The 17,898-nt window shown below is 35.5% G+C and carries 17 protein-coding genes; 11 read left to right on the top strand and 6 right to left on the bottom strand.

Annotated features, from left to right (window positions below):
• The first annotated feature begins 84 nt into the window (after positions 1-84).
• Positions 85-777 carry a hypothetical protein gene (locus M0R38_00650; protein ID MCK9480256.1) on the top strand — a complete coding sequence of 231 codons (693 nt, stop codon included), beginning with the start codon at positions 85-87 and terminating at the stop codon, positions 775-777.
• Position 778: 1 nt separating this feature from the next.
• Here the strand turns inward: M0R38_00650 and lpcA are convergent, their stop codons facing one another.
• On the bottom strand, positions 779-1,348 hold the full coding sequence (gene lpcA, locus M0R38_00645) for a D-sedoheptulose 7-phosphate isomerase (protein MCK9480255.1): 570 nt from the start codon (positions 1,346-1,348) through the stop codon (positions 779-781).
• Position 1,349: 1 nt separating this feature from the next.
• Positions 1,350-3,602, bottom strand: a complete 2,253-nt coding sequence (locus tag M0R38_00640) for a thioredoxin family protein (protein MCK9480254.1) — start codon at positions 3,600-3,602, stop codon at positions 1,350-1,352.
• Between the two features lie 76 nt (positions 3,603-3,678).
• Between M0R38_00640 and M0R38_00635 the strand changes: the two genes are divergently transcribed.
• Both M0R38_00635 and M0R38_00630 read left to right on the top strand, forming a co-directional pair.
• Positions 3,679-5,067: a LysM peptidoglycan-binding domain-containing protein gene (locus M0R38_00635; protein ID MCK9480253.1), complete on the top strand. Its 1,389-nt coding sequence runs from the start codon at positions 3,679-3,681 to the stop codon at positions 5,065-5,067.
• 86 nt (positions 5,068-5,153) lie between these two features.
• Positions 5,154-6,149: a sugar phosphate nucleotidyltransferase gene (locus tag M0R38_00630; GenBank protein MCK9480252.1), complete on the top strand. Its 996-nt coding sequence runs from the start codon at positions 5,154-5,156 to the stop codon at positions 6,147-6,149.
• A 56-nt stretch (positions 6,150-6,205) separates the two neighbouring features.
• Here the strand turns inward: M0R38_00630 and M0R38_00625 are convergent, their stop codons facing one another.
• Positions 6,206-6,463, bottom strand: a complete 258-nt coding sequence (locus tag M0R38_00625; protein MCK9480251.1) for an RNA-binding protein — start codon at positions 6,461-6,463, stop codon at positions 6,206-6,208.
• Positions 6,464-6,935: 472 nt separating this feature from the next.
• Here M0R38_00625 and M0R38_00620 point away from each other — a divergent pair, with 472 nt between their 5' ends.
• The 4 genes from M0R38_00620 (at position 6,936) to M0R38_00605 (ending at position 10,497) form a co-directional block, all read left to right on the top strand.
• Complete coding sequence (locus tag M0R38_00620; GenBank protein MCK9480250.1) at positions 6,936-7,646, top strand: DUF4197 domain-containing protein; 711 nt, start codon at positions 6,936-6,938, stop codon at positions 7,644-7,646.
• A 123-nt stretch (positions 7,647-7,769) separates the two neighbouring features.
• Complete coding sequence (locus M0R38_00615) at positions 7,770-8,567, top strand: T9SS type A sorting domain-containing protein (GenBank protein ID MCK9480249.1); 798 nt, start codon at positions 7,770-7,772, stop codon at positions 8,565-8,567.
• 89 nt (positions 8,568-8,656) lie between these two features.
• Positions 8,657-9,751 carry an acyloxyacyl hydrolase gene (locus M0R38_00610; GenBank protein ID MCK9480248.1) on the top strand — a complete coding sequence of 365 codons (1,095 nt, stop codon included), beginning with the start codon at positions 8,657-8,659 and terminating at the stop codon, positions 9,749-9,751.
• Complete coding sequence (locus M0R38_00605; GenBank protein ID MCK9480247.1) at positions 9,748-10,497, top strand: DUF2807 domain-containing protein; 750 nt, start codon at positions 9,748-9,750, stop codon at positions 10,495-10,497. The genes M0R38_00610 and M0R38_00605 overlap by 4 nt, the downstream gene beginning before the upstream one ends.
• Positions 10,498-10,548: 51 nt before the next feature.
• Here the strand turns inward: M0R38_00605 and rplI are convergent, their stop codons facing one another.
• Genes rplI through rpsF form a run of 3 tightly spaced genes read right to left on the bottom strand, consistent with a single transcriptional unit; the run spans position 10,549 to position 11,704 of the window.
• Positions 10,549-10,995, bottom strand: a complete 447-nt coding sequence (gene rplI / locus M0R38_00600; protein MCK9480246.1) for a 50S ribosomal protein L9 — start codon at positions 10,993-10,995, stop codon at positions 10,549-10,551.
• A gap of 18 nt (positions 10,996-11,013) precedes the next feature.
• Positions 11,014-11,283 (bottom strand): 30S ribosomal protein S18, encoded by a 270-nt coding sequence (gene rpsR, locus M0R38_00595; GenBank protein MCK9480245.1) that lies wholly within the window; start codon positions 11,281-11,283, stop codon positions 11,014-11,016.
• Between the two features lie 4 nt (positions 11,284-11,287).
• On the bottom strand, positions 11,288-11,704 hold the full coding sequence (rpsF, locus tag M0R38_00590; GenBank protein ID MCK9480244.1) for a 30S ribosomal protein S6: 417 nt from the start codon (positions 11,702-11,704) through the stop codon (positions 11,288-11,290).
• 288 nt (positions 11,705-11,992) lie between these two features.
• On the opposite strand from rpsF, the gene M0R38_00585 reads away from it, so the two are divergent.
• The 4 genes from M0R38_00585 (at position 11,993) to M0R38_00570 (ending at position 17,814) form a co-directional block, all read left to right on the top strand.
• Positions 11,993-13,678, top strand: coding sequence for a DUF1800 domain-containing protein (locus tag M0R38_00585; GenBank protein MCK9480243.1), 1,686 nt, complete (start codon positions 11,993-11,995; stop codon positions 13,676-13,678).
• A gap of 11 nt (positions 13,679-13,689) precedes the next feature.
• Positions 13,690-15,267 carry a DUF1501 domain-containing protein gene (locus M0R38_00580; GenBank protein MCK9480242.1) on the top strand — a complete coding sequence of 526 codons (1,578 nt, stop codon included), beginning with the start codon at positions 13,690-13,692 and terminating at the stop codon, positions 15,265-15,267.
• 277 nt (positions 15,268-15,544) lie between these two features.
• Positions 15,545-16,045, top strand: a complete 501-nt coding sequence (locus M0R38_00575; protein MCK9480241.1) for a BspA family leucine-rich repeat surface protein — start codon at positions 15,545-15,547, stop codon at positions 16,043-16,045.
• On the top strand, positions 16,042-17,814 hold the full coding sequence (locus M0R38_00570) for a BspA family leucine-rich repeat surface protein (GenBank protein MCK9480240.1): 1,773 nt from the start codon (positions 16,042-16,044) through the stop codon (positions 17,812-17,814). The genes M0R38_00575 and M0R38_00570 overlap by 4 nt, the downstream gene beginning before the upstream one ends.
• Positions 17,815-17,898: the final 84 nt, after the last annotated feature.

Here is a 17,898-nt window from a genome sequence, read left to right as displayed (position 1 = left end):
ATTTATTCTATAATACAAAATTACACAAAGACCTTTCATAAATGAGAGGTCTTTGTTTTTTAGGTTAAACACAAGAAACAACACTTGATTAAATCAATAAAAATAGGCTTATGGGGGATGTTTTTCATCATCATATCCATATTGCTGGTGTATAATATTGATTTTATCAGAAACAAAACGGGAAGATGGATTTCTCTATATGCTGCGAGTAGTTCAACTCAAAACAGCCCTATCAACAACAGGAAACACGCTCAATTATCACAACAAGAAATAGCAACATTCAAAGATGGTGATATTATCTTGCGTAGAGGTTTTGGCGGCATAAGTAATCTCATATACCAATATTTTAGTGAAAATAGCGGGGTTACACATTGCGGCATCCTGAATAAAAAGAATCAGGAATGGCATGTAATTAACTGCGAATCAAATGGAGAACATGAAGGTATGCAGTTAACACCTCTAAACCGGTTTTTGAAAGAATCCCATCCAAACTCAATTATTGTGGTAAGATTGAATGAAAATGAAGAAACAGTTGCCCTATTCCTCAATAGTGCAAATACGTATCTTGAGAAACAAATTGCTTTTGATTATAAATTCGACAACAATGATAGTTCCGAGTTCTATTGCACCGAGTTGATTGAACTATCACTTAAACAGGCTCTGGGAAAAAACATTTTAACTAAACATAAAAATTTCGGGCATATTGAAATTCCAACCTACAATAATTTTATTGAATCGACCTATTTTCAAGTAAAATTAAGCCAGTTGGACTACTGATTTAAGCTTCTAATTTGTGCTCAATACCGTCTATCAATGCATGGATAACCTTAATATGAATTTCCTGCGCTCTATCTGCGTATTCGCTATATGGAGCACGAATCTCCACATCACATAAAGGACTTAACACGCCTCCATCTTTGCCTGTAAGCCCAACTACATGGATACTTTTTTTCTTAGCAATTTGAGCCGCTTTAATAATATTTGCAGAGTTACCGCTCGTACTGATAGCAAGCAATACATCGCCCCGATTGCCCACAACCTCAATATATCGGGCAAAAATTTCTTCAAATCCATAATCATTCCCAACACAAGTGATGTGAGCCGGGTCACTGATACTGATAGCCGGAATTGCTCGTCTGTTATTGCGATAACGTCCCGTTAACTCTTCTGCGAAATGCATTGCATCACACATAGAACCTCCATTTCCACAAGAAATAATCTTCCTGCCATTATTGATGGCATTTGACATCAGTTCAATCGCAGATTCTATGCGCGAAAAATTGTTTTCATTCTCTAAAAACTGTTTTAGAATTTGTTGTGCTTCTTCAAAATGTTTTTTTGCTGTCATATTAGTCTGCGCTTTCAAAAGCCGGTTGCACTTGCTCTGCTTTTTTCTGCTGATTTTCTTTATAGTGTTTAACTCCTGATTTCAAGAATCTGATAAAATTCTCTACACTCAAATCATAAGGCTGTTGAGCATTTAACAGATTTTCATCATTATCCAAGAGGATATAGTTCGGTTGGGAATTGCTTCCGAACATACATGACTGAATATCAGAATTTTTCTTGCCTAATGTAGTAACCTTTCTACCCGTAATTTTTGAAATATATTGTTCCTCTTCCGGAAGTGTTATGGTCTTATCATCAACATAAAGGGCAATAACAATATAATCCTTGCTTAAAATATCTAAGATTCTTTCATCGCTCCACACCCTGGATTCCATTTCACGGCAATTAACACAACCATGTCCGGTAAAATCCAAGAATACCGGTTTACCAACCTTTTGAGCATAAGCCATTCCTTCTTCATAGTCAAAATACCCTTTTAGATTATGCGGCAGATGCAATTTGTCTGAATATTTAGGAGTCCCTTCTACATCTCCTCTATCCCCTTCTAATTTGTCGAGCAGTGCAAAATCATGTGTTGACATTGGGGGTAAATAACCTGCAAGTGCTTTTAATGGTGCTCCAAACATTCCCGGTATTAGATAAATTACAAAAGAAAAAGTGATAATAGCCAAGATTAAGCGAGGCACTTTTAAATATGGCAATTCACTGTCATGAGAGAATTTGAGTTTGCCTAATAAATAAATACCCATGAGGGTAAAGATGACAATCCAAAGTGACAGATATACCTCTCTGTCCAATATTCCCCAATGATAGGTTTGGTCGGCAAGGGAAAGGAACTTTAGACCCAAAGCAAGTTCCAAAAACCCTAATACTACTTTAACAGAATTAAGCCATCCTCCGGATTTAGGCAAAGTATTGAGCCAAGTAGGAAACATGGCAAACAGTGCAAAGGGCAATGCAAAAGCTAATGAGAACCCAAACATACCCACTACCGGTTTGACAAACTCTCCATTTAAACTCTCAACCAAAACAATTCCTACAATCGGACCAGTACAGCTAAACGAAACCAACGCTAATGTTAACGCCATAAAAAAGATTCCTAAGAATCCTCCCTTGTCAGATTGCTTATCTACCTTATTAACCAACCATGAAGGCAATACCAATTCAAATGCTCCGAAAAAAGCAGCAGCAAAAAAGATAAAGATAAGAAAAAAGAAAATATTGGGAATCCAGTGTGTTGCAACAAAATTAGCTGCATCTTCACCAAATACAACCCCTACAAAACTTCCTAATACAGTATAAATAAAGATGATAGATGCCCCAAAGAGTAATCCACTTTTAATTGATTGTGCTTTGCTCTTTGTCTCGCCACCTTTCATAAAAAAAGCCACAGTCATAGGTATCATCGGAAACACACAAGGTGTTAGCAAAGCTGCCAATCCTGACAAGAAAGCCAATAAGAAAAAACCAAATAAACTATCTTTAGAAACTCCTCCAATGGCTCCTTCGTATTTCTTCACCTCGCATTTGCCTATATCATTCTCATCTTTGGCTTTGTATAAATATGAAGGCTTGTATGCTCCTTTGTTATCAGGCATAGCTGTCGGCTGCATATTTGTTGTTTCGGCAAACTCCGAACTATTATTTTCAATTGTATCTTTTATTTCGACTTTGTTAACAGACTCAACGTTTTCTGTGTTTTGTTCTTTAACTTCTGTTGTGCCTTTAATGGCTGTACCCGTAACAGACAATCCTGAAAAGACAAAATCTGCACTTTCTAATGGCACACACATACCGGACACGTTGCTACACATTTGACCTTCCAAGTAACCTTTAATTACTGGCTTAGGAGAAAGAATTTTAATCTTTTGTCTTAACTCGGCTTTCTTTTCAAATTTACCTACCTGACAATTAAACACATCATCCATTTCCTTCTTATCACCTACAGAATAAAGCTCACCAACAAGCTCAAAGGAGCTGTTTGGCTCAAAATTAAAGGCAGCTTTAATAGGTCCGATTTCACACTTAACATTGGTAGAATATATATACCAATCCTTGGGGGCATTTGTAGTTAAAACCACTTCAACCACATCGCCAACTTTGGCCTCACTTTGAGAAAATTTATATTCCCAAACAGGTTGTTTGACCATTTGGGCTTGGGAGTGTTGAACGGTAAAAAATGATGAAACTGCAACAAGAAAAAGAACTGAAAAACGTTTAACAAAAGATGGTGTTCGGATAGAAAAAATCATATTACAAAATTCGCAAAAAAAACTGTTTACAAATATTGATGTTTAAGTTCAATTAATTGTTTTTAATTCGTTCAAAATGATGAAAACACGCCCAATATATTTTTTTCTTTTCGGACTATTTTTTGTTCAAACATCTTCGTTAAACGCAAGTCAGATAAGCAATCAGGAGTATATTAACTTATATAAAGACATTGCAATGCAGGAAATGAAATCTCATAAAATTCCTGCCAGTATCACCTTAGCACAAGGACTTTTAGAGTCGGGGTCAGGTAATAGCCGTCTGGCTGTACAAGGAAATAACCATTTTGGAATTAAATGTAAAAAAAATTGGACAGGACTTACCATTATTGAAGATGACGATGAAAAAGGAGAATGTTTTAGGGCTTATTCCAGTGCATTTGATTCGTATGAAGATCACTCCCAATTTTTAAAGAGCAACCCAAGATATGAATTCCTATTTGATTTACATATTTTAGACTATAAAGGTTGGGCAGAAGGACTAAGAAAAGCCGGCTATGCAACCAATCAAAAATATCCTCAGCTACTGATCGGACTCATAGAGAGACTACAACTCGCTCAATATGACACCATTGTTTTTTATGGCAAGAAGGATGAAGACTATTTTAAGCAACCGCTTTTTAAAGCAAATATTCAAATTGTAGATAATGGTGTTCCCTTGACAGTAGCACGTCCCGGACAAACAGTTCATTCTATAGCAAAAGAAAACAATATGCGTGATTGGCAAATATACAAATACAATGATTTACCAAAAGATGCACGCATAGACCCAGGCATGGTAATATATTTAAAACCAAAGCGAAATAAAGCTTCAATACCCTCTCACACAGTAGAACCTGGCGAAAGTATGTGGGAGATTTCTCAGAAATATGGAATAAAACTCAAAAAACTCTATAAGAAAAATCGTATGGAGCCGGGAACTGAAGTAAAACCTGGCGAGGTTATTAATATGAGGAGAAAAAGAAAAGAAATGCCCGACACCGGTAGTATTATTATACCACAAAAGGAAGAAATAATAGATATTAAACCTACTAACCCTAACAATAAGATTGAGGTTGTTACGCCACCTCAACAAACAGAACAGCCTGTAAGTAATTCAAATAACAGTATAAAGGATAATGCTTTGTATTACACTGTGAATGTAGGTGAGACCTTATATGGCATAGCTAAAAAATTAAATGTATCCATAGATAGCCTGATTACCTGGAACAATATCATCAATAATACAATAAGCGTGGGGCAAAATTTGAAATATTACATTCAAACACCGAGTACTTTAACACCTCCTCAAAAGAACTTTATCAGCCATACCGTATCAGCAGGCGAAACCTTATACTCTATTTCGCGTATATATGGAGTTACCGTTGATGAAATTATACAATGGAACAATCTGGAAGGCAATGATATCAAGGTCGGGAGGTTACTAAAAATTGAAGATAGGCGATAACAAAAGAACACTCAAAAATTCTCGTGACATCAGTTTATCATTTATTCAAAAAGCATAGTTTTGTATTAGAGAAAGCAATCTGACTAATGAAAGCAATAATTCCCGTTGCAGGGATTGGCAGCCGTCTTAAGCCACATACTCACACTCAACCAAAAGCACTGATTCCCGTTGCAGGCAAACCTATTTTAGCTCATATCATTGATTATTTAAAATCTTCAGGAATTGAAGAATTTATCTTCATCATTGGCTACATGGGTGATAAAGTGGAGAATTATATAACAAAACACTATTCAGAACTCAAACATAAGTTTGTAATTCAAACTTCGCGCAAAGGAATCGGACATGCCATACATTTAGCCAAAGACAAGGTTATTAAATCTGATAGTCTGCTGATTGTACTGGGTGACACAATTTTTGAAACCAATTTAAAAAAAATGCTCTCTTCTCCGACTTCGATGTTAGGAGTAAAAAAAGTTGACGATCCCAGACAATTTGGAGTTGCAGAAGTCGGTGATGACAATAGGATTATCAGGTTGGTGGAAAAACCACAAATACCTAAGTCTAATATGGCATTGGTTGGGGTGTATTATATTAAAGAATTACCTGCGTTGTTTGAAGCACTTCAATATAATATTGACAATAAAGTCAAAACACAAAACGAATACCACCTTACCGATGCATTGATGAGGATGATTGAACAAGGTGTTACCATGAAAACTTTTGAAGTTGACAACTGGTTTGACTGTGGCAAGAAAGAAATATTACTGCAAACCAACCAACTATTGTTAAAGAGGCTCAAAGCCGCACCTCCTGATAGTAAAACATTCGAAGACAGTATCATTATACCACCTGTATATATTGGCAAGAACGCAAGAATCACAAAGTCTGTAATAGGTCCGAATGTGTCAATTGGAGAAAACACCGTGATTCAATCAAGTATTATCAAAGATTCAATCATAGGACCATTTGCACATATAGAAAGTGCTATTTTACAAGACACTTTAATAGGGAACGACTCCCGTTTGAAAGGGATATCATATACCCTAAATCTGGGAGATAGTGCTGAAATCAGTTTCAACTAAAAACAAAAAAACACGGTTTGTGTAACCGTGTTTTTAGATGAGACTTGAAACAAAAACTATTCTGCGTTTTCTTCTCTTGGTTTAGCTTCATTCACAACCAATGCTCTTTCCATGAATTCTTTTTCATGCAAAGCCTGAATTGCCTCTTGGGCAGCAGCATCATTGCTCATTTCAACAAAAGCAAATCCACGTGAACGTTTGGTGAATTTGTCTCTAACAATTCTAGCCGAAACAACCTCTCCATAAGTGGAGAAAAGGTCTGAAACATCTTGCTCTTTGGCACGGAAGCTAAGATTACCTACATAAATATTCATACAATTAACTTTTAAACTTGTGCGTCTTATTTTGCACGGGACAATGATACGCTAATATTACATTGCTCCAACTAAATTCTTAAAAAATATTTTGCTTTAAAAACCAGTGAAACATAAGACAGTATATATCGCTTTGATTGAGCTCAAGAATAAAAAATGCGATTCTTAACAGTTATGCATATAAAAAAATTGAACAACATGATGCACAATACACTTGGTACCACGCATCTTTTCAGCCTTTATAAGTCTTGTTTTCAAAACTAAATTAAATGAGTAACTATTAACATCTTGCACATCATTAGTCCAATAAACTTTCCTTAAAAGTAAGGAGTTATGCTGGTTATATTCTGAAAGTTAATCCTTAGAAAAATCTGTAAAGTTGCCAACTTCTTACATAATCAGTGCAATATATTTTTGGATAATTAAAAGTTATGGCTAATTTTTGCATACGTAAAACTCAAATAAAAAATCAATGAAGAAACTACTTGTAATTTTCGGACTCTGGATGGGATTCAGCGCATGTGACTCTGTATTAAGCACAATGGAAACTGTGAACAAAAACTTAGGACCATCCAATACAGAAATAATTGCCGGACTCAAAGAAGCATTAACAAAAGGCATTCAAACAGGAGTGTCTAAGCTATCTGCAAAAGACGGTTTTTGGGGAAATCCTGCCATCCGAATACCATTACCGGAAGAAGTGAGGAATGTAGAATCAACCATCAGAAATATTGGTCTTGGCAGTCAGGTGGACAAAGTAACCAAAACATTGAATGAAGGAGCTGAACTAGCAACAAAAGAAGCTATTGATGTATTTGTAACTGCAGTTAAAACTATGTCCATCCAAGATGCAATGGGAATATTAACAGGAGGAAAGAGTGCAGCTACAAATTACTTAAAACAATCTACAACGCAATCTCTTACAGAAAAATTTCGTCCAATTATTTCTCAATCCCTTGACAAAGTAAACGCAACAAAGTATTGGGGTGAGGTAATGACAAAATACAATTTGGTTGCAACAAAAAAAATAAACCCTGATTTAACAGGCTATGTAACTGAAAAAGCAATGACTGCATTATTCAAAGAAGTTGAAACGCAAGAGAATCTAATTAGAGAGAATCCTGCACAACGAACTACTGAATTATTAAAAAAGGTTTTTGATTACGCTGACACAAAGAAGTAAGCTTATAACTTGTTTTTGAGCGAATTAAATCTATTAGAATAAGCACTTTATACTTTTCATCTGATTTTTAGATGGTGTATAAAGAGAATTTCTTACTTTTGACACGCACAAAAACAAATCAAAATGAAAATAAAACTTTTACCAATGTTAAGTATGGCAGCAGCCGTATTTTTTACCTCAAATGTATCAGCACAAAGACATATTGACTGGTCTGTAGAAGGTATTTTAACTCCTCCTTCCGAAATTCGTCAAAAAGGATATCAACAAGGAAGCACAATTACCTATCAAGCAGTATTTAAAAATAACGGAACTGACACTGCAAAAGTAGGAGACTCCATTTTTTACAGAATTGAAATTCCAATTTCACAATCACAAGCAATCTTGATTCCCGGACCTAACCAAAGTAATTATCTATCAAGAGTATTAACAGCAGACCTTGCACCAGGTGATACAATTTCAATTTCAGGAAGCAATGATGTAAACTTATATCCTAATTCGGTTTCAAATAATATAAATTTTACTGTGGTATCTTTACTATTAAATAGAGGAGATGCAGACTCTATTGCGATGGAAGACAATTCCAAAATGGGTAATAATACTTTAACAGAACAATTAGTATGGTATGTATGGCAAGGCTGGGGCGTAGGAGTTAACAATATTGAAGCTGCACAATCTTTTGCTGTTTATCCTAACCCTTCTAACGGTATTGTAAATATCAACACTCCCTTTATCAACTCTGACAATTCCTCAAACCAAATTAATGTTTTGGATATAAATGGACAGGTTGTTTATTCTACAGAATTGAATGTGTTGACTAACATTCAACAAATTGATTTATCTAATCTTAACAATGGTATTTACTTCATTCAATACAGCAACGGAGTAAGCACAGAAACTGTTAAAGTGAGCATTATTAAATAACCATAATCTTTCACAAGTTCAAAAAAGTCCTGCAATGCAGGACTTTTTTGTTTATTACAGATTGTCGCAAAGTCCTACTTTTGAACCGGATGAGGCAAATTCTTTTAACGCTGTTAATCATAGTTACATATAATAGGGCTTTCACACAAGAAACTATACATGTTGGATTTCTGCCGGGATTTCTGATGCCTCATTCTGTTTCGATGCCACACATGGCAGCCCATTCAATTGGCGGAGAGATTGCATTTCAATTTCAAGGATTGGGAAACAAACATATTGACAGTTTGTATAAAAATGCTGACTGGGGAGTGTTATTCTACTATAATTACCTGGGTAAACATGCACTGAATGGCAGTACATTAGGAGTTATTCCATATTTCCAAGTTAGAATAAAAAAACACAAATATTCAGAAACCATGATGCGATTGAGCGCAGGAATTGGCTACTGTACTCAAATATTTAACTCCGTAAATAATCTTAAGAATCGTGCAATGAGCAGTAAATTAAATGGTACCATGCAATTTTTTCTGCTCAATTATAGGCAATACTCCTCAAACGCTACATTCTTCTATGGAATAGGAATGTCACATTTGTCAAACGCCAACTTCAAAAGACCTAATCTTGGACTGAATACACCACAAATTAATTTTGGAATCAATTTTAGTACTCCTGTTAAAAGAACTTTACGATTCCATTCGGACACTACACTGCCTCAAACAAAAACCTATTTAGAAACAAGAATTGGTTTTGCATTGAAAACTGCCACAGTTTCTGACCCTACAATGCGCCCTGTCTATACTTTGAGTCTAACACAGGGTTTAGGTATCACTCCTATTCGTGGAGCAAGATTTGGCTTAGATTTTTATTATGATAAACTAGATCCTTATATCGTCTTCACTCCGGATTCAAAACAAAGTTTTCCATTCTCTGATGCTTTTGAAGCAGCTGTAAAAGCAGGATATGAATACTATTTAAGAAACGTAAATATTTATGCTGATTTAGGCTACTATGCTTATAAACCAGAACAGGTCGGTAAATTAAAGTACTACATCTCTATTGGTATTAACTATCACTATAAAAAGTTTTTCATAGGTACTCGTTTAAAATCACATGCTGCCAATGCTGACTTTATTGATTGGTGTGTAGGATATAGGTTTGATACTAATTATAAAAAAGTGAAATGAGAACTTTTGTGTTGATATTGGCTTGTATTTTCTTGTGTACTTGTAAAAAAGGACATGAGTTTGATTGCTTCAAATCAGCAGGCAGTATTACAACCCAAAGCTATGAATTAGAAGAATTTACCTCTCTCAAGGTCAGTAATAAAATTAACCTAGAACTTGTCTATACCTCTGCTAAACCCCGAATTGAAATCACTTACAATAAAAATCTCATCTCAGGCATTCAGAGAGAAATTATTGACAAAGAACTCATTATAGATGATAATAACCGATGTAATTGGGTTCGCAATTATAACTTACAACCTAAAATTCGGGTTTTTTACACCTATGACCTTCAAACAATTACAGCGATAGGTGCAGCCAAAATATTCAATACTGACACACTTAAATTGAATAAAATAACAATAAACAACTTGAGTGTTGAAGATGTAGAGCTCACTATTTTTGATGTCAATGGAATTGAGTGTAATGGTTTTAATTCCGGAGGGTTTAAGATAAAAGGTCAAGCAGGATATTTGACATGTACCATTGACGATGCTTCATACATTGATACGCGCAATCTTACAGTGGATGATCTTTATATATTTCATTATAGCATTCGTTCATCATATATCCAATCAAGAGATATTATGCAGGCAAAACTCTATGGTTTGGGAGATGTATATATAAATGCAGCCCCTTCTGACACAACGAGATGGAGATGTTGTAAAGTATTGTTGGAACGCTTTGGGTCCGGTGAATTCAAATAAAAAAGGCTATCTGAATTGATAGCCTTTTTTAAAAATCGTTATTACAATAAATTAACCTTCGCTTTCTATGTTCAGATCAATTTCAGTAGATATGCCTTTGTACAGGTTAATAGTAGCTTTGTAATTACCAATCATCTTAATTTCATCATTGAAGACAATTTTTCTTCTATCAACATCAAAGCCTTTATCTTTAAGAGCATTTGCAACTTGAAGAGTAGTAACAGCTCCGAAGATTTTTCCGGTAATACCGGTCTTTGTTTTAATAGTAACTGATTGGTTAGCTAATTTTTCTGACAAAGATTCAGCATCTTTCTTCAATTTTTCTTGTTTAAACGCTCTTTGTTTGATTTCCTCTTCCAGCACCTTCACAGCAGATGCAGTAGCAAGTTTTGCCATTCCATGTGGAATAAGAAAATTTCTTGCATAACCATCCTTAACTGTTACAACATCATCTTTATGTCCAAGGTGTTTAACGTCCTGATTTAATATAATTTTCATCTCAATTTCCTCCTAATATTATTTATAACCATCTGTTACAAAAGGCATGATAGCAATAAATCTTGCTCTCTTAATTGCTTCCGCTACCTTTTTTTGATACTTTTGAGAATTTCCGGTAATTCTTCTTGGAAGAATTTTGCCTTGTTCATTTACAAACTTAGAAAGGAAATTAACGTCCTTGTAATCGATGTATCTGATACCTGCTTTTTTGAATCTGCAATATTTTTTTCTATTGATATTCTTAGTCTGTGGGGCAAATACAAAATTTGTGTCTTTAACTTGTGCCATATTTTTAGTCCTCCAAATCTTCAGTTTCAATTAATTCAATATCTCCTTTCTTCTTTGCTTTCACAGGCTCGGTGCTCTTCGATTTTCCTATTTCGCCTTTTCTCTTACGCTCGTTATAAATAACAGCGAATTTGTCAAGGGCGGTAGTTAAGAAACGCATCACACGCTCATCTCTTCGATAGCTAAGCTCCAATGTGGCAATAAATTCAGGTTCTGCCTGAAATTCAAAGATGTGATAAAAACCCGTTACTTTTTTGTTGATTGGGTATGCAAATTTTGCAAGCCCCCAATTTGTCTCGTGGATTACTTTTCCACCTTGCTCTGTGATCAACTCTCTATAACCTTTAACAGTATCTTGCATCTGTTGTTCTGAGAGTACGGGTGTTAAAATGATCACAGATTCATAATTTTTTAAGCTCATAATGAATCTATATATTTTTTAAAACGAGGTGCAAAAGTATGTTTTTGACTTTGTTCAAACAAACATTTTTTTTATGCCCTTTAGATTTATCTTAACCTAATACCCTCAAGGAATCAAAACAATATACTCGAAATGAGTAATCAACATTGATATATTAAAAAGGGCTGTATTCTATCAAAAACACCACACTACTGAACATAAAAATAATTCATCCTGCAATATCAACCGTTTGTCTAAAAGCATTATTTTTGTTCTTAGCCGTATTAATTCACTTAAAAAATCTTTTTTATGGAAAGACGAGAGTTTCTGAGCAGTATGCTTTTAGACAAAAACCCTCCTAAAGCACTACCTGCTGAAAAGTTTCAAAATCAAGAAATGCCCTATGATCTTGTGTTGGGACAAGGCGGTATCAATCAATACGCAGGCGCATGGAATGAAAATCTTCTAAAGCACTTGCTCAGAAGAACGCTATTTGGTTTTTCCAAAGACGATGTTGCATTTTTTAAGAATATGACCATGAGCGATACGGTAGATTATTTATTAACCTTACCTCTTACCCAACCGGATCCACCAGTAAACGGATATAACAAACCAGGACAAATTGATCCGGATATTGCATCCGGTGATACATGGGTTAACGGACCTGAAAATCTAGCATTTAATGGGGAAAGGCGCAATTCTCTTTATGCTTGGAGCGCAGAACAAATTATATCTCCGCAACGCAATATTAGAGAAAAAATGACCTTCTTTCTTCACAATCACTTTGCAACCGAGGTAGAAACCATAGGATATCCAATTGCTGCATATAATCATCATAAAATGTTGCGAGAGAATTGTCTAGGGAATTTTAAAGACTTGGTAAAAAAGGTAACAACAGATGTAGGTATGTTGATTTATTTGAATGGTTACCTAAATACAAAAACAGCACCCGATGAAAACTATGGAAGAGAGTTAATGGAATTGTTTACACTGGGCAAATCACCTGACAGTCAATACACTGAAAATGATGTAAAAGCAGCAGCTCGTGTTCTCACAGGGTGGAGAATTAACCCCAGCACTTACTCTTCCTTTTTCTCAGGCGTAGTACATGATACAGATGATAAAACATTCTCCTCTTTCTTTAACAACACTGTAATCACCGGCAAGTCAGGAGCAGCCGGAGCCAATGAGACGGATGAACTTATTGATATGATTTTCACTAAGGAAGATGTAGTAGCAAGATTTATTGTGAGAAAACTGTACAGATATTTTCTTTACTATGTAATTGACGACTCTATCGAAACAAACGTCATCATCCCGTTAGCTAATATTTTTAAACAAGATTGGAATATCAAGAATGTTGTATCCACCTTGCTTAAGAGTGAGCACTTTTTTCATGCAAACAATGTGGGTTGTTATATTAAAAATGCATTTGATGTTTTTGGAACCTATGCAAAACAATTTAAATTAGAGATGCCGGACAACACTCCCGAAGACAAACATGCTGCATATTATGCATTATTTATAGGCATATCTTTATCCGGATTAATTTGGGGAAATCCTCCCAATGTTTCAGGCTGGCCTGCTTATTATCAAGAACCACAATACAGTCAATTGTGGCTCAACTCTGACACATTGCCTAAAAGGATATTATATACGGTACTTTTAATGATTGGAATTGATTACTCACCCGGTAAAAAATTACAGGTGGATTTGATAGAAGCAGCTAAACAATGTTCAGACCCTTCTAATCCGAATAAACTTATACAAGAAACCATTGATTTAATGTATGCAATGGATATATCTGCGACACGCAAACAGAGTTTAAAACAGAGCACATTATTATTTGGCTTAACTTCTGACTATTATTGGACTTCCGCATGGAATGACTACATTGCCAACCCATCTGATGATGCCAAAAAGAAGATTGTAACAACTGCTCTGCTGGGTATGTATAAATATTTATTAGATCAAGCTGAAAACCAATTAGCATAAAACTTTAACTTATGAACAGAAAAGATTTTTTAAAACTGTCTGCAAAAGCAGGATTATTACCATTCTTTATCAATGGAATGAGATTTCAGAGTCATGCTGCTTCGCCCATGTTAAAAGCTATTGCAAAGGCTTCTGAACAAAATGGTCGGGTGTTTGTGTTAATTCAACTCAGCGGTGGTAATGACGGTTTAAACACATTCATCCCTTTAGATCAATACAGCAACTTATCAAAAGCAAGAAACAATATTCTTATACAAGAGAGTAAAGTACTTTCATTAAATGGCTATACTTCAAACGGCATGCACCCTTCTATGACCGGTCTTAGGACAATGTTTAATGAAGGTAAAGTAAATGTAATTCAGTCTGTTGGGTATCCAAACCCGAACTTTTCACATTTTAGAGCTACAGACATTTGGCATTCAGCAAGCGAAAGTGATGAGGTTGTGAATTCGGGTTGGGTCGGGCGATATCTTGAGACAGAATATCCTGGTTATCCAAATGGCTACCCCAACGCAAATGAACCGGATCCCCTTGCTATTTCTATTGGTTATAGGGTTTCACCTGTTTTGATGGGAGTCAATGCCAATACAGGTATTTGTATCTCAGATCCAACAAATTTCTACCAGTTAGTCAGTGGAACCGTTGACACGGAACCCGACACTCCAATGGGACATGAACTCACCTATATTAGACTTGTTTTACAACAAACCCAAGAATACAATACAACTGTAAAAGCTGCGGCTCAGTCCGCAACAAATAAAGCAACATATCCTGCTAATAACGAATTAGCAGACCAGCTTAAAATTGTTGCTAATTTGATTGCAGGGGGCTTAAAAACTCCCATCTACACTGTATATATTACCGGATTTGACACTCACTCCGCTCAAGTAAGCAATTCCGGTGGGACAGAAACAGGAAATCATGCCAATTTGCTCAAAAAAGTATCCGATGCAATTGCTGCATTTCAAAAAGACTGCGAGTTATTAGGTATAGCCGATCGTGTAGCGGGTATGACCTATAGCGAATTTGGCAGACGTATAAAAAGCAATGACAGTATGGGAACCGATCATGGTACTGCTGCTCCTGTATTTGTATTTGGAACAAATGTGAATCCAATCATAATTGGTTCTAGTCCAACTATTCCGGACGAAGTAACGGTTAATGACAATTTAGCCATGCAATACGATTTCAGACAGATTTATACCAGTGTTTTGAGAGATTGGTTTGAAGCGCCTGAGGATTTGGTAGATGATGATTTACTGTTTAAGCATTTTGAAAAACTAGCAATTTTCAAAGAAAACATGTCTTCATCGGTTAGCAAGACCCCACAACATACAAACTACTTGCTCCAGAGTTATCCAAATCCGTTTAGTGATAATATTCAGATAGATTATTTTTCTCCGGGCGGTTTAACCGAAATTAAACTGTTTGACATACATGGAAGATTAGTGAAGACACTGTTGAAGGAAAATATGCCCAAAGGCAAACACAGTTACATGTTAGACGGAAGACAACTACCCAGCGGAAACTATTATTATCAGCTGATTACACCAAAAGGTCAAACTACACGCCAACTGATTAAACAATAAAAAGCAACCAAATGTTATTTTGCGTTAATTTGTTTACTAAATTTCAAAATATTCTTGTGAGTAACATTTTTATATCCTTTTGCATGATAAACAAAATATAATCATGCAAAAATATTTTTTACTGCTATTATGTACAATAGGGTTCGGCTTTAACAATCTGATTTAAGCTCAAAAGCCTTTTATTACAGTTTGGAAAGCTGATTCAAATGGTGAGATCGCTATCCCTACCAATGGTCCCGGCTATAAATATGATATTAAATGGACGAATTTGGACAATGTGGGACAAGGTGACGGCAGTTCCTCAGGTGAGACCGGTGACTTTGTTATTATTAAACTGAATAAAGGAGATAAATACCAAGTAGAAATAAGTAAAGATTTTCTATATTTCGTTTCAAATAACGGAATTATAGGAAAGCCTGATATGCTTCTTTTGATTACACAACGGGGTGATATTGTTTGGGGGAGGTTTGACTTCTCATTTGCCTCATGCAATAATCTGGATGTAACAGCTACGGATATTCCCGACCTCTCAAAAATTAAATATACAAATTACATGTTTGCCGGCTGTGAAAATTTGAAAGGCACAACTGCTAACTGGAAGTGGAAGACAAGTTCAATTATTGACATGAGTTGCATATTCTGCAAAGGCACACTTTTCAATGAGGATATCAGCAGTTGGGATGTAAGTAGTGTCGAACTTATGAATGACATGTTTCATGATGGTTATGGTTTCAACCAAGATTTAGGAATATGGGATTTATCTAAAATAAAGACATGACATCTATGTTTGATAACTCAGGAATGGGTTGTGTTAATTATGGTAAAACTTTAACAGGATGGGAAGCAAACGCAAATACTCCTTCAAATATAACCTTAAGTGCAGTAGGTGTAGAGTATAATACCAGCGGTAAAACAGCTCACGACAACTTAATTAGTAATTTAGGTTGGACAATAAAGGATGACGGGTTTAATGATTTTTGTGGCGGGTTTAAAACTATATGGAAAGTCAGTGCAGGAGGGGATTTAATGATTTATACCAATAGTTCTTACAGCTATAAATATGATATAGCATGGAAAAATTTAGACAATGCGGGTGTTGGTGATGGGTCAAGTACGAATGAAACAGGAGACTATAACATTACCGGGTTATCATCCGGAGACAGATATCTAGTATCCATTACCGGTCTATTCCCACATTTTAATAATGGAGTTAGAGATAACTTTGCAAAATATAAAAACCTTTTATTAGAAATCTCTCAATGGGGTGATATAGAATGGGAAGATTTTCACTCTTCATTTGAGGGTTCATCTAACATGGATTTGACAGCAAAAGACACACCTATACTCGCTAAAGTAATATTTTGTTCTGACATGTTTAGGGAATGCAAGTCTTTAGAGGGTAAATCCGCTAATTGGAAATGGCATACTGTATATATAAAAAACATGAGCGCCATGTTCAACAGTGCCTATATGTTCAATGCCGACATAACCGGTTGGGACACAAAAAACGTTGAGGATATGAGCGGGATGTTTGGTAATACATTAAAATTTAATCAAAATATTGGTGTCTGGAATACTGGTAATGTGAAAGACATGAATGGCATGTTCTATAATTGTATTTTCAACAAACCTATCAATGATTGGGATGTGTCTAATGTAAGACATTTAGGGCGTATGTTTGCGTATAATAAATTCTTTAACCAACCATTAGATAAGTGGAATACTATAAATGTAATGTATTGTCAAGGCATGTTCCAACATGCCGGCTCGTTTAACCAACCATTAGACAAATGGAATACAAAAAACGTAACTACTTCTAAAGGAATGTTTGACAATGCAACATCATTCAATCAAACATTAGAAGATTGGAATCTTGCATCAATAACGGACATGGAATACATGTTTGATAAATCAGGAATGGATTGTATTAATTATGGCAGGACAATATATGGATGGGCTAACAATGGTTCTGCACCTTCTTCTATTACCTTGGGTGCGGATGGAATAAAATACTCTAATGCTGCAAGTTCTGCTGTTGATTATCTTGTGAAGACAAAATCCTGGACATTTAAAGATGGCGGTGTAGCAAGTGACTGTTGGGAATTGTGGACAGGAGCCACCAGTACAGACTGGGCTAATGCAAATAACTGGAAAACAGGCATAGTACCGCTTCCTCTCGCTGATATACAATTTGACAATAGTGCATCTAATAATCTTGAATTGGATCAAAACAGAAAAGTGGGAAGCGTTGATTTTAATGGCTCAAAAAAGAAGATAATACTTGGAAGTTATGATTTGTCGGTAGATAAATATTTTAAGTCTTCGGGTAGTAATAGCTATGTTCGTTGCGACAATGCAGGTGTGCTTACAATTGATGTTAAAAACAATTCATCTAAATTGTTTCCTGTAGGTATTACCACATACACTCCTGTAACAATAGAAAATAAGGATCAAAGCTCTTATTATTCAGTCAATCTGGTTGGTGAGGTTTATTTTAATGGTCAGAGCGGAACGATAGTGAACACCCCACATGTGAAAACAACATAGAATATTTCAAAAAACAATTACGGATTAGTAGGATTAAATCCTTACACTAATTTTACTTTTGAATGGAATGCAGCTGACGAATCG

This window comes from Bacteroidia bacterium (assembly GCA_023228875.1).
Classification (GTDB): Bacteria; Bacteroidota; Bacteroidia; order NS11-12g; family UBA955; genus JALOAG01.
Note: the sequence above shows the minus strand (reverse complement) of the source record. Positions and strands in the feature narration are given on the sequence as shown.

What these genes read in the sequence shown, in the direction of transcription:
- M0R38_00625 (MCK9480251.1), bottom strand. Translation starts at nt 6,463, where the DNA reads ATGAATATTTATGTAGGTAATCTTAGCTTCCGTGCCAAAGAGCAAGAT.
- M0R38_00620 (MCK9480250.1), top strand. Translation starts at nt 6,936, where the DNA reads ATGAAGAAACTACTTGTAATTTTCGGACTCTGGATGGGATTCAGCGCA.
- lpcA (MCK9480255.1), bottom strand. Translation starts at nt 1,348, where the DNA reads ATGACAGCAAAAAAACATTTTGAAGAAGCACAACAAATTCTAAAACAG.
- rpsF (MCK9480244.1), bottom strand. Translation starts at nt 11,704, where the DNA reads ATGAGCTTAAAAAATTATGAATCTGTGATCATTTTAACACCCGTACTC.
- rpsR (MCK9480245.1), bottom strand. Translation starts at nt 11,283, where the DNA reads ATGGCACAAGTTAAAGACACAAATTTTGTATTTGCCCCACAGACTAAG.
- M0R38_00605 (MCK9480247.1), top strand. Translation starts at nt 9,748, where the DNA reads ATGAGAACTTTTGTGTTGATATTGGCTTGTATTTTCTTGTGTACTTGT.
- M0R38_00615 (MCK9480249.1), top strand. Translation starts at nt 7,770, where the DNA reads ATGAAAATAAAACTTTTACCAATGTTAAGTATGGCAGCAGCCGTATTT.
- M0R38_00580 (MCK9480242.1), top strand. Translation starts at nt 13,690, where the DNA reads ATGAACAGAAAAGATTTTTTAAAACTGTCTGCAAAAGCAGGATTATTA.
- M0R38_00570 (MCK9480240.1), top strand. Translation starts at nt 16,042, where the DNA reads ATGACATCTATGTTTGATAACTCAGGAATGGGTTGTGTTAATTATGGT.
- rplI (MCK9480246.1), bottom strand. Translation starts at nt 10,995, where the DNA reads ATGAAAATTATATTAAATCAGGACGTTAAACACCTTGGACATAAAGAT.
- M0R38_00585 (MCK9480243.1), top strand. Translation starts at nt 11,993, where the DNA reads ATGGAAAGACGAGAGTTTCTGAGCAGTATGCTTTTAGACAAAAACCCT.
- M0R38_00610 (MCK9480248.1), top strand. Translation starts at nt 8,657, where the DNA reads ATGAGGCAAATTCTTTTAACGCTGTTAATCATAGTTACATATAATAGG.
- M0R38_00635 (MCK9480253.1), top strand. Translation starts at nt 3,679, where the DNA reads ATGATGAAAACACGCCCAATATATTTTTTTCTTTTCGGACTATTTTTT.
- M0R38_00640 (MCK9480254.1), bottom strand. Translation starts at nt 3,602, where the DNA reads ATGATTTTTTCTATCCGAACACCATCTTTTGTTAAACGTTTTTCAGTT.
- M0R38_00630 (MCK9480252.1), top strand. Translation starts at nt 5,154, where the DNA reads ATGAAAGCAATAATTCCCGTTGCAGGGATTGGCAGCCGTCTTAAGCCA.